General features: G+C 66.6%; 11 protein-coding genes. 3 read left to right on the top strand and 8 right to left on the bottom strand.

Annotated features, from left to right (window positions below):
• The first annotated feature begins 76 nt into the window (after window positions 1-76).
• Window positions 77-1,228 carry a ribonucleotide-diphosphate reductase subunit beta gene (locus PGB34_RS16215; protein WP_271429143.1) on the top strand — a complete coding sequence of 384 codons (1,152 nt, stop codon included), beginning with the start codon at window positions 77-79 and terminating at the stop codon, window positions 1,226-1,228.
• Between the two features lie 183 nt (window positions 1,229-1,411).
• Entirely contained in the window at window positions 1,412-1,960 is a 549-nt protein-coding gene (locus PGB34_RS16210; RefSeq protein ID WP_271429142.1) for a hypothetical protein, read from the top strand.
• Between the two features lie 122 nt (window positions 1,961-2,082).
• Here PGB34_RS16210 and PGB34_RS16205 read toward each other — a convergent pair whose 3' ends face one another.
• The 7 genes from PGB34_RS16205 to PGB34_RS16175 form a co-directional block, all read right to left on the bottom strand.
• A complete protein-coding gene (locus PGB34_RS16205) occupies window positions 2,083-2,985 on the bottom strand; it encodes a carbohydrate kinase family protein (RefSeq protein WP_271429141.1) in 903 nt (300 codons plus the stop codon).
• Window positions 2,986-3,052: 67 nt separating this feature from the next.
• Window positions 3,053-4,525, bottom strand: coding sequence for a DUF3426 domain-containing protein (locus tag PGB34_RS16200; protein ID WP_271429140.1), 1,473 nt, complete (start codon window positions 4,523-4,525; stop codon window positions 3,053-3,055).
• A 44-nt stretch (window positions 4,526-4,569) separates the two neighbouring features.
• On the bottom strand, window positions 4,570-5,457 hold the full coding sequence (gene prmA / locus PGB34_RS16195; RefSeq protein ID WP_271429139.1) for a 50S ribosomal protein L11 methyltransferase: 888 nt from the start codon (window positions 5,455-5,457) through the stop codon (window positions 4,570-4,572).
• A gap of 138 nt (window positions 5,458-5,595) precedes the next feature.
• The gene (accC, locus tag PGB34_RS16190) at window positions 5,596-6,945 is read right to left on the bottom strand and encodes an acetyl-CoA carboxylase biotin carboxylase subunit (RefSeq protein WP_271429138.1); all 1,350 of its coding nucleotides are present in this window, start codon (window positions 6,943-6,945) and stop codon (window positions 5,596-5,598) included.
• Between the two features lie 309 nt (window positions 6,946-7,254).
• Window positions 7,255-7,728 carry an acetyl-CoA carboxylase biotin carboxyl carrier protein gene (gene accB / locus PGB34_RS16185; protein ID WP_271429137.1) on the bottom strand — a complete coding sequence of 158 codons (474 nt, stop codon included), beginning with the start codon at window positions 7,726-7,728 and terminating at the stop codon, window positions 7,255-7,257.
• Between the two features lie 101 nt (window positions 7,729-7,829).
• Window positions 7,830-8,387, bottom strand: coding sequence for a TlpA family protein disulfide reductase (locus PGB34_RS16180; RefSeq protein ID WP_271429136.1), 558 nt, complete (start codon window positions 8,385-8,387; stop codon window positions 7,830-7,832).
• A gap of 8 nt (window positions 8,388-8,395) precedes the next feature.
• Complete coding sequence (locus PGB34_RS16175; protein ID WP_271429135.1) at window positions 8,396-9,010, bottom strand: hypothetical protein; 615 nt, start codon at window positions 9,008-9,010, stop codon at window positions 8,396-8,398.
• Window positions 9,011-9,116: 106 nt separating this feature from the next.
• Between PGB34_RS16175 and mpl the strand changes: the two genes are divergently transcribed.
• Window positions 9,117-10,553, top strand: a complete 1,437-nt coding sequence (mpl, locus tag PGB34_RS16170; protein ID WP_271429134.1) for a UDP-N-acetylmuramate:L-alanyl-gamma-D-glutamyl-meso-diaminopimelate ligase — start codon at window positions 9,117-9,119, stop codon at window positions 10,551-10,553.
• A gap of 28 nt (window positions 10,554-10,581) precedes the next feature.
• Here the strand turns inward: mpl and PGB34_RS16165 are convergent, their stop codons facing one another.
• Window positions 10,582-11,703: a 3-deoxy-7-phosphoheptulonate synthase gene (locus PGB34_RS16165; RefSeq protein ID WP_271429133.1), complete on the bottom strand. Its 1,122-nt coding sequence runs from the start codon at window positions 11,701-11,703 to the stop codon at window positions 10,582-10,584.
• Between the last annotated feature and the right edge of the window lie 167 nt (window positions 11,704-11,870).

The following is an 11,870-nucleotide window of genomic DNA, read 5'->3' as shown; positions in this document are numbered from 1 at the left end:
AATTTGCGTGCCAGCGCGCGCGCGCAACTTCTCAAACACGCAACGTTGCTCTGATAATTGAGCATTGGAAATTTCTATGTTGACCTGGGACGACGAAGTCAAGCACTCCGCACCGCGGAGCCAGCCCAACCCCGTGGCATCGACCCCTGCTGGTGGCTCGATGGCTGCACCGACTTCTGCTGCATCGTCTGACGCCTCCGGCGCCAGCGCCCGCCGCGTGAACGCGGCCGACAAGCGCATCATCAACGGCCAGACCGACGTCAACCAGCTGGTGCCCTTCAAGTACAAGTGGGCCTGGGAAAAGTACCTCGCCACCTGCGCCAACCACTGGATGCCGCAGGAAGTGAACATGAACCGCGACATCGCGCTCTGGAAAGACCCGAACGGTCTGACCGAGGACGAGCGCCGCATCGTCAAGCGCAACCTCGGCTTCTTCGTGACGGCCGATTCGCTGGCCGCCAACAACATCGTGCTGGGCACCTACCGCCACATCACGGCGCCCGAATGCCGCCAGTTCCTGCTGCGCCAGGCTTTCGAAGAAGCGATCCACACGCACGCCTACCAGTACATCGTCGAGTCGCTGGGCCTGGACGAATCCGAGATCTTCAACGCCTACAACGAGGTGCAGTCGATCCGCGACAAGGACGAGTTCCTGATCCCCTTCATCGAGGCGATCATGAACCCGGACTTCAAGACCGGCACGCCCGAGAACGACCAGAAGCTGCTCAAGAGCCTGATCGTCTTCGCCTGCCTGATGGAAGGCCTGTTCTTCTACGTCGGCTTCACGCAGATCCTGGCGCTGGGCCGCCAGAACAAGATGACCGGCGCGGCGGAGCAGTACCAGTACATCCTGCGCGACGAGTCGATGCACTGCAACTTCGGCATCGACCTGATCAACCAGCTCAAGCTCGAGAACCCGCACCTGTGGACGGCCGAGTTCAAGGCCGAGATCAAGGCGCTGTTCCTCAAGGCCGTCGAGCTCGAATACCGCTACGCCGAAGACACGATGCCGCGCGGCGTGCTCGGCATGAATGCCTCCATGTTCAAGGGCTACCTGCGCTACATCGCGAATCGCCGCGCCACGCAGATCGGCCTGGAAGCCTTGTTCCCCAACGAAGAGAACCCCTTCCCCTGGATGAGCGAGATGATCGACCTGAAGAAGGAACGCAATTTCTTCGAGACCCGGGTGATCGAGTACCAGTCGGGTGGGGCGTTGTCCTGGGATTGAATTCCGCAGTCGAATGCTTTCAAGAATCGCCCCGGCCGCAACATGCACCTCAGAGTGCAGCGGCTGGGGTTTCCGTGTTCATGGCGCCGGGGCTTAGCTCCGGCGCCATGAATCGTCTGGTGCGGCACGCTGAGCACCAGGCGCTTTCATAAGTTGTTTGTCAACTTGATCAAGGAGAAAGAAATGGCAACTGCAAAGAAGGCTCCGGCCAAGAAGGCGCCGGCCGCTAAGAAGGTCGCTGCAAAGAAGGCTGCACCGGCGAAGAAGGCCGCACCGGCGAAGAAGGCTGCACCGGCGAAGAAGGCTGCTGCCAAGAAGGCCGCACCGGCGAAGAAGGTCGCTGCCAAGAAGGCCGCACCGGCGAAGAAGGTCGCTGCCAAGAAGGCCGCGCCGGCGAAGAAGGTCGCTGCCAAGAAGGCCGCACCGGCGAAGAAGGCTGCTGCCAAGAAGGCCGCACCGGCGAAGAAGGCCGCTGCCAAGAAGGCTGCGCCTGCGAAGAAGGCCGCTGCCAAGAAGGCTGCGCCTGCGAAGAAGGCTGCTGCCAAGAAGGCCGCGCCTGCGAAGAAGGCTGCTGCCAAGAAGGCGCCTGCGAAGAAGGCTGCCGCCAAGAAGGCTGCACCTGCCAAGAAGGCTGCTGCCAAGAAGGAAGCCGCTGCGCCTGCCGCCGCTGCACCTGCGCCTCAGACCACCATCAATCCGGTGGCCTGGCCCTTCCCCAGCACCAAGCCCTGACGGTCATCCGGCCGTCCAAGCCCGGCGCCTTGCGGTGCCGGGCTTTTTTTGCGCCCTTTCAGCTTCCGCTCACATCCGGTGTGCCGCGGCCCGCACATGCAAAGCCGCAAGCGCCGGGGGCATCAAAGGTCGAACTGCGTGCGATCCACCGTGTAGTTCTGCGGCCCGCGCTGCGCCACCTTGAGGGCGCCCAGCCGGTTGCCAAGCTCGGCACAGCGCTGCAGCGGCCAGCCACGCTCCAGGCCATAGAGCAGCGCGCCGCGCCAGGCATCGCCGCAGCCCGTGGGGTCCACCACGGCCTCGGGCGTGAACGCAGGCACCACGCTCCTGCGGCCATCGATCCACAGTTCGCAGCCCTGTTCACCCAGGGTCACGACCAGGCCCTGCACATGGCCTGAGATCGCATCGAAGCTCCAGCCTGTGCGATCGCTGAGCATGCGCGCCTCGTAGTCGTTCACCACCACCCAGTCGGCCTGTTCGACGAAACGGCGCAGTTCCTCGCCGTCGAACATCGGCAGGCCCTGGCCGGGGTCGAAGACGAAAGGGATGCCGGCAGCCTTGAACTGCGCCGCGTGCTGAACCATGGCTTCGCGGCCGTCCGGCGCGACGATGCCCAGCCGGATGTCCTCGCGCGCCACCACGGGCGTCAGGTGCGCCTGCTGCATCGCACCCGGATGGAAGGCCGTGATCTGGTTGTTGGCCATGTCCGTCGTGATGTAGCACTGGGCCGTGTAGCTGTCTTCCAGCACGCGCACGAAGTCGGTGCCGATGCCCAGCGCCTGCAGCCGCGCGACGTAGTCGGCGCCGTCGGTGCCCACCGTTGCCATGGGCAGTGCCTGCCCGCCCAGGGCATTGAGGGCATAGGCGATGTTGCCAGCGCAGCCGCCGAAGTCGCGCCGCAGGCCGGGCACCAGGAAGGACACATTGAGGATGTGCAACTGGTCGGGAAGGATCTGGTCCGCGAACCGACCGTCAAAGGTCATGATCGTGTCGAAGGCCAGGGAACCACAAATCACTGCTGCCATGGAAAGTGCACTCGCAAGAAGGGGAAGATGAAGGAGACGCCCTCGTCGGCAGAGGGCGTGCCGGCCGTCAGGGATAGAAAGCCAGCATGCTGTAGCCCACCACCGCAGACACGCGCTGCTCCGGCGGCGGCTGCAACAGCAGACGCAGTTCGGCGCGCTGCTCGGCCCGCGGCGCCAGCTGCGCCGGCGCGCCGAAATCAGCGGGATGAAAGACCCGGCGCATGACGGCCCGCTCGTTGCCGTCGAGCAGCGACAGCTCGATGGACGGCATGGCCACCACGGCGGAGTCGGCATTGCGCAGCGTGAACAGCAGCTCGAACTGCCCGGCCTCGCGCGCGGGCGTGAAGGAGGAGCCGTCGATGCGCACCGCGGCGATGCGGCGCGGCGCAGCGAGCGTGCAGCCGCTGAACCGGCACAAGGCTTCGATGGCCGGGCGCAGTGCGGGCTGTGAGGCGGCGAGGCCATCGCGTTCGTGGCGCATCCACTGCAGCACCAGCAGGGCGACCGCAAGCAGCGCCAGCAGGCCCCAGACCCAGGGCTTGCCGCGCGCGCGGCCGACCGCGTCCAGCGCGCTGGGCCTGGACTCCATGAACTCCGCGCCATAGAGCGTGGAATCGAGCAGGGTGTCGGCGGACGGGCCTCCGGCCCCCGCCGCGACGCTGCGCATCGGAGGCTTGCTGACGGGCGCCGGAGCCTTTGCCGTTGCTTGGGCAACCGTCTGGCGCACGCCTGCCGGCGCCGGGCGCTCCGCTGCGAAAGCCGGCGTGGCCGCAGCAGCATCCAGGCGGCTCAGCGCCTGCTGTTTGCGTTCTTTGCGCCGGGCCTGGATGCGCGCCTGGCGCAGGGCCTTCTGCAACTGCGCATCCACCGCCGCATCGATCGCCGATGCCGCCACCTGCGCATCATCAGACGCAGGCTCGGCCGAGGCCGAGGCCGAGGCATGGCGCATGGGCCAGGGCTCATCGGCCAGCAGTCCTCCAGGCGCAGGTGCCGCAGGCGGCTGGGACTGCTGCGGCTGCGCGATCTGGATGCGACGCCATGCCGGCTCGGCTGCTGGCGCGGACTCGCGCGCAGGCTGCTTGAGCGAGAAGAGTGCGCCGGGCGCACGGGACCCGCCGGGCACATCAGACGCATCAGGCACTTCGGGCGCGGCAGAGACCGGCAGGTCCAGAACGCCCGACGCCGGCCAGGCCATGGCCTGAGGCACAAAGGGCGTGCCCGATGCCGGCGCTGGGCGTGGAGCCGCATCGGCCGGCGCAGCAAGTGCCTTGTCCTGCTGCGGAAGGCTGTCCGGATCCGGCTGCCTCTGCTCAGGCGCTTCGGCGGCCAGCGGCGGCGAAGCTTCGAGCGGAGGCGCCTTGGGCGTCGCGAAGGCCTGTGCATCCACAGCCTGGCCCGAGTCGGTGTCGTGCAGCGCCTGGGTGGCGTCGAACACCTCGCTGCAACGACCGCAGCGCACCCAACCGTCCGAAATACGGAGCTGGTCGCGCACCACCTTGAAAGTGGTGGCACAGGCCGGGCATCGCGTGACGAGACTCATGTGTCTCTAATTGTAGGGTCGGCCCTGCACGGGTCGCGCCGGCCTCAACGGCGTGCGGTCATGAGAATCCAGCCGTCCTCGCTGTCGCTGACTGTCAGCTGCAGCCAGGGCGCATAGGCCTGCTTCAGCTCGTCGGCCTGGCGCTCCAGAATGCCCGCCAGCACCAGGGCCCCGCCTTCGCGCACATGCGCGCAGAGCAAGGGGGCGAGCACCTTCAGCGGCGTGGCCAGGATGTTGGCCAGCACGGTGTCGTAGGCGCCCTTCGCACCTTCGGGCAGGGCCGCGTTCAGCTGCACATGGTTGGCCTGGGCGTTGAACTGCGTGGACTGCACGGCGGCCGGGTCGATGTCGACGGCGTCGATGTCCGAAGCGCCAAACTTGGCAGCGCCGATGGCCAGGATGCCCGAGCCGCAGCCATAGTCGAGCACGCGCGCCCCCAGTTCACCTTCAGCGCGCGTGGCAATCCAGCGCAGGCACATGCGCGTGGTGGGGTGCGTGCCGGTGCCAAAGGCCAGGCCCGGGTCCAGGCGGATCACATGGCGCGCCGCCTCGGGGGGCTCATGCCAGCTCGGCACGATCCAGAAATCGGAGGTGATCTCCACGGGCGAGAACTGCGACTGCGTCAGGCGCACCCAGTCCTGCTCGGGCAGCACGTTCACGCCCAGCAGCTCGCAGCCCTCGAAGAAGTCCTGCGCCGCCAGCACCTGCCCCGCATGGCGCGCAGCAGCTTCATCCTGGAACAGCGCGACCAGCCGCGAACGCTGCCAGCCTTCGCGCGGCGGCGGCATGCCCGGCTCGCCGAACAGCGCCTGCTCGGCATCGGTGTGGGCGTCGGCATCTTCCACCGACACGCTCAGCGCATCGAGCTCCTCAAGGGCCTCGCCCATCAGCTCGACACGGTCCTCGGGAACCATCAGACGCAACTCGAACATAGGGCAGCCTTTTGATCCTTTGAGCTTTGGCAAGGCCGCACAAGCGACCAAGGGGCCGAAGCCCCATTGTGTGTTGGTGGTGCGTGAAGCGCACGGGCCGCCGCGGCCCGCGTGATGCGCTTCGAGAAGAAAAGCAACTCAGCGCTTGTGCGCGGCCAGCCACTCTTCCAGGTAGTGGATGTTGGTGCCGCCATCCATGAACTTGGCATCCACCATCAATTCGCGATGCAGCGGGATGTTGGTCTGGATGCCTTCGACCACGGTCTCGTTGAGCGCGGTGCGCATGCGGGCCATGGCCTGCTCGCGCGTGTCGCCGTAGACGATCAGCTTGCCGATCATCGAGTCGTAGTTCGGCGGCACGAAGTAGTTCGTGTAGATGTGCGAATCCACGCGCACGCCCGGGCCGCCCGGCGGGTGCCACATGCTGATCCGCCCCGGCGAAGGCGTGAACTTGTACGGGTCCTCGGCGTTGATGCGGCACTCGATGGCGTGGCCACGCAGCTGGATCTGGCGCTGGGTGAAGGGCAGCCTTTCGCCGGCCGCCACCATGATCTGCGTCTTGACGATGTCGATGCCCGTGACCAGCTCGGTCACCGGATGCTCGACCTGCACGCGGGTGTTCATCTCGATGAAGTAGAACTCGCCGTTCTCGTACAGGAACTCGAAGGTGCCCGCGCCGCGGTAGCCGATCTTCTTGCAGGCCGCTGCACAGCGGTCGCCGATCTTCTCGATCAGCTTGCGCGGGATGCCCGGTGCAGGCGACTCCTCGATCACCTTCTGGTGGCGCCGCTGCATGGAGCAGTCGCGCTCGCCCAGGTAGACGGCGTTCTTGTGCTTGTCGGCCAGGACCTGGATCTCGATGTGGCGCGGGTTCTGGAGGAACTTCTCCATGTACACGGCCGGATTGTTGAAGGCCGCGGCCGCCTCGGCCTTGGTCATCTGGATCGCGTTGATCAGCGCAGCCTCGGTGTGCACCACCCGCATGCCGCGGCCGCCGCCACCGCCGGCCGCCTTGATGATCACGGGATAGCCGATGGCGCGCGCGATGCGCTTGTTGGCCGCCGCATCATCGGAGAGTTCGCCGTCGGAGCCCGGCACGCAAGGCACGCCGGCCTTGATCATGGCCTGCTTGGCGGAAACCTTGTCGCCCATGATGCGGATCGACTCTGGCGTGGGGCCGATGAACTGGAAGCCGCTTTGCTCCACGCGCTCGGCGAAGTTCGCGTTTTCCGACAGGAAGCCGTAACCCGGGTGGATGGCTTCGGCGTCGGTCACCTCGGCCGCCGAAATGATGGCCGGCATGTTGAGGTAGCTCTGGCCCGAAGGCGCGGGGCCGATGCACACGGCCTCTTCGGCCAGCTTCACATACTTGGCATCGCGGTCGGCCTCGGAATAGACCATCACCGCCTTCACGCCCATTTCGGCGCAGGCCCGCTGAATGCGCAGCGCGATTTCGCCGCGATTGGCGACCAGAATCTTTTTAAACATTACGCCCTCCGCGGCTCAATCGCCCGCCCGCTGCGCGGCCACGCGCAATTTGCCGGCCTCCGGCCGTCTGCGCCAAGGCGCACGCGCCGCGATTGGCGACCAGGATCTTTTTAAACATGGTTTTCTCCGCGGCTTGTATCGCCCGCCCGCCGCGTGGGCCCGTGCGACGCGCCCGCCGTCGGCCGCCGGCGCCGTGGCGCAGCGCCGCAATTCGCGTCCAGGATCTTCTTGAACATGGCCTTGCCCGGACGTGCGCGCAACGATGCGGGCACTGCCAGGGACGCCAGCGTGAAGCAGCCCGTCAAAGGCTTACTCGATGATGAACAGCGGCTGGCCGTATTCAACCGCCTGGCCGTTCTCGCCCAGGATCTTGGTGACCGTGCCGGACTTGTCGGCCTCGATCTCGTTGAGGATCTTCATGGCCTCGATGATGCAAAGCGTGTCGCCTTCCTTGACCTGCTTGCCCACTTCCACGAAGGCCGGCGCGCCGGGGCTGGCCGAACGGTAGAAGGTGCCGACCATGGGCGACTTCACCGTATGGCCCGTGGGTTCGGCAGCGGGCGCGGGCGCGGCTGCCGCCGCGGGCGCAGCAGCCGCAGGGGCGGCCACAGCAACAGCGGGCGCCGCCACCGTCGCAGCGGGCATGGCCTGCACGTATTGCACCGGCGCTGCTTCGCCGCCTTTGACGATGCGCACCTTGCCTTCGGCCTCGGTGATCTCGAGTTCGGAAATATTCGATTCAGACACCAAATCGATCAGTGTCTTCAGTTTGCGCAGATCCATGGTCCTCCAACGCCGGCATTCGCCGAACAACTAGGCCTAACTAGCCCAAACGTCGGCGTATTACATCCATCTTCGGACCAATCGCCAACGGGCCGCGGATTCTAGCCGTGAAATTCCGCACGCCCCCAAGCCTGCAGATCGGCCGCCTCGAGCTTGCCCATTTTACGAGCCAGCACCTGGCCGGAGCGATGAATCATCAGTGTGAAGGGCAGTCCCCCAGCCGCATTGCCAAGTTGCCTGGCCAGATCGGTGCCCTGCATGCCGGCCATGCCGTTGGCAAATGCCACGGGCGCGCGCGCCAGGAACTTGCGCACGGCGCTGGGCTGATCCACCGCGAGGCCGATCACCTGCACCCCGCGCTCACCCTGCGCCACAAAGAAGCGATCCAGCATGGGCAGCTCTTCCACACAGGGCGGACACCAGGTGGCCCAGAAGTTGATGAGCAGCGGCCGACCCTGCAGCGAAGCCAGCGCCAGTTCCCCGCCCTCGGGCCGGTCGAAACGCTGGGCCCAGAACTCCGGCCCGAGCCTCTCGCCGCCGGAGGCACCCGGCTCGCCCTGGCGACCTTGCTGCCACCATGCGCCCCCCAGGCCAGCCGCCGCGGCTGCAGTGGCCACCCCTGCAAACAGCCATCGCCGCCTTTGCGAGCCCTGCGCCATCACCGCACTCACGCGCCGGCTCCGTCCGGCGTGCCATCCACTTCGTCGAGCAGGCGGCGAACGGCGGCGAGATCGCCGCGCGGCACACGTCCCTGCGCATCGAGCCGCAGGGCGCCGCGCATGTCATCGAGGTCATACACCATCAGATGCACCCCGACCTCTGTGCCCAGGGCCCGGCTCGGCGCATGCACGCTGAGCGCCTCGACCGATTCCCCATGAAAGCCGCTGACGGTGCGCGGCTCGTAATCGACGTGATGGTCGATGAGCGCAATCTCGGCGGATTTGGAGTCATCACAGAACAGTTGGATGTAGATGTCGGACAGGCGGGTGGCCGTGCCATGCCACACGGCACCCCCCAGGTGCGGACGGAACTGGGCCATGTGCTGCATCCATTCGACAGCCAGTTCACGCAGCGCCCGCAATTCGGCTGGCTGCGTATCGGCGCAGAAGATCTGAATGTAGTCGCGCACCTCGGCTTCGATCTCGTCGTTGCCGGGCAGCGCCGTGCGCGCGGGCAGTCGCAGGTCGCGCACGGCCCGACGCTTGGCCGGCCCGTACTCCAGCCCCTCCTCCACCACCAGGCGGGCGGCGGCGGCGGCAATCTCACGCTTGCTGCTTTCCATGGCGGCATTGTGCGCCCGCAAGGCAGCCCGCACGTGTCAAAGCCTTCGATGCACCCGGACACCCGGCCGGGCAGGCCGGGTGTTGCGCTCTCTAGAATTCGCCCCCATGCATATTCACATCCTGGGCATTTGCGGCACTTTCATGGGCGGGCTGGCCGCCCTGGCACGCGAGGCCGGGCACCGCGTGACCGGCTGCGACGCCGGCGTTTATCCGCCCATGAGCGACCAGCTGCGCGCACTGGGCATTGAATTGATCGAAGGCTATGGCGCCGACCAGCTGGCCCTCAAGCCCGACATGTTCGTGGTAGGCAACGTGGTCTCACGCGCACGCCTTCCCGACGGCGCGCCCAAGTTCCCCCTGATGGAAGCCATTCTTGATGCGGGCGCCGCCTATACCAGCGGCCCCCAATGGCTGGCCGAGCATGTGCTGCAGGGGCGGCATGTGCTGGCGGTGGCCGGCACGCACGGCAAAACGACCACGACCTCCATGCTGGCCTGGATCCTGGAGCAGGCCGGGCTGCAACCGGGCTTCCTGGTGGGCGGGGTGCCGCTGGACTTTGGCGTGTCGGCGCGCCTGGGCGCTGCTACGGCCAGCGCCGCGGCACCTGCGCTGGCCGGGCGCGCGCCTTTCGTGATCGAGGCTGACGAATACGACACGGCTTTCTTCGACAAGCGCAGCAAGTTCGTTCACTACCGCCCGCGCACGGCCATCCTGAACAACCTGGAATTCGATCATGCAGACATCTTTGATGATCTCGCAGCCATCGAACAGCAATTCCATCACCTGGTGCGCACCGTGCCTGCCCAGGGCCGGCTGGTGGTGCAAGGCGCAGAACCCAGCCTGCAACGTGTTCTTGAACGCGGATGCTGGTCCGATGTCGCCTTTTTCGGCGCCGAAGGCAGCCATTGGCAGGCACACGGCGATCACGGCAATTTCGAGGTGATGCGCAATGGCGAGGCCGTCGGTCGTGTGGACTGGGCCCTCAGCGGTGCCCACAACCAATGCAATGCGCTGGCGGCCATTGCCGCCGCCGACCATGTGGGCGTCCCTCCTGCGCAAGCCGCGCAGGCGCTGAGCGCTTTCCGCAATGTGCGCCGACGCATGGAAACGCGTGGCCAGGTGAAGACGGCCGGCCAACCCATCACGGTCTACGACGACTTCGCCCACCACCCCACGGCCATCCACACCACCCTGCAGGGCCTGCGGCGCCAGCTCGACCGCCAGGGCCGCACGAGCGAGCGCATCCTGGCCATCTTCGAGCCGCGCAGCAACACCATGAAGCTGGGCACCATGGCGGCCCTGTTGCCCGACAGCCTGGAAGATGCCGATCTGGCCTTCTGCCACACGGCCGGACTGGAATGGGATGCCGCAGCCGCACTGGCCCCGCTGGGCGCTCGCGCGCAGACGGCCGGTGACATCGATACGCTGGTGGCCCAGGTGCGCGCCGCCGCCATGCCCGGCGACCACCTGGTGTGCATGAGCAACGGCGGCTTCGGCGGCGTGCACGGCAAGCTGCTGCAGGCGCTGGCGACGGCAGCCTGAAGCGCCGCCGTCGCCACAGCGGGGCCGCTCAGCCCCGTCGTGCCTTCACGGCCTGCGACAGGGTGTCCAGCACGGCCACCGAGTCGTCCCAGCCCAGGCAGGCATCGGTGATGCTCTTGCCGTATTCGAGCGCGCCGACGACATCCTTGCCAGGCGTGAACTTCTGGGCGCCGGCCTGCAGGTGGCTTTCCACCATCACGCCGAACACGCAGCGCGAGCCGCCCGCGATCTGCTTCGCGATGTCCTGCGCCACGTCGATCTGCTTTTGGTGCTGCTTGCTGCTGTTGGCATGGCTGCAATCCACCATCAGCGTGGCGGGCAGCTTGCACGCTTCCAGCTCCTGGCAGGCTGCCTGCACGCTGGCCGCGTCGTAGTTGGGTGCCTTGCCGCCGCGCAGGATGACGTGGCAGTCCTTGTTGCCCTTGGTGTGGACGATGGCGACCTGGCCGTTCTTGTGCACGGAAAGGAAGTGGTGGCCGCGCGCCGCCGCCTGAATGGCGTCGGTCGCGATGCGGATGTTGCCGTCGGTGCCGTTCTTGAAGCCAATGGGCGCGCTGATGCCCGAGGCCAGCTCGCGGTGGACCTGGCTCTCGGTGGTGCGCGCACCGATCGCGCCCCAGGAGATCAGGTCGCCGATGTATTGCGGCGAGATCACGTCCAGGAACTCGCTGCCGGCCGGCAGGCCCAGGCGGTTGATGTCGATGAGCAGTTGCCGCGCGATGCGCAGGCCCTCGTCGATGCGGTAGCTCTCGTCGAGGTAGGGGTCGTTGATCAGGCCCTTCCAGCCCACCGTCGTGCGCGGCTTCTCGAAGTACACGCGCATCACGATCTCCAGCGAATCGGCGTACTTGTCGCGCACCACCTTCAGGCGCTTGGCGTATTCGAGCGCCGCGGCCGGGTCATGGATGGAGCAGGGGCCGATCACCACCAGCAGCCGGTCGTCCTTGCCGGCCATGATCTGCTGGATGCGGCGGCGTGTGTCGGCGATCAGTGTTTCGATGGCCGTCCCGCGGATGGGGAAGAAGCGGATCAGATGCTCTGGAGGAGGCAGCACGGTGATGTCCTGGATGCGTTTGTCGTCGGTCTGGCTGGTTTTTTCGACCGACGGATACCAGGACTCGCTGGCGGTGCTGCTGCTCTTGGGGCTCATGATGCTTCCTCGCTAGGGTGGGTACTGAAAAAAGGTGCGGCCAAGAAAAAACCGCCGGGGCTTTCGCACCGGCGGTTCTCGAGGGGTTCGGCTTGTCTGCTGTTTATGCGCGCGCCACTCGTCCGCCGGATTCCGGGAACCAAAAGTAGGCAAAGTAAAAAGCGCGA

Origin of the sequence: Xenophilus arseniciresistens (assembly GCF_028023875.1) — a bacterium.
Lineage (GTDB): Bacteria > Pseudomonadota > Gammaproteobacteria > Burkholderiales > Burkholderiaceae_C > Xenophilus > Xenophilus arseniciresistens.
This window is presented reverse-complemented; position numbering and strand designations above follow the sequence as displayed.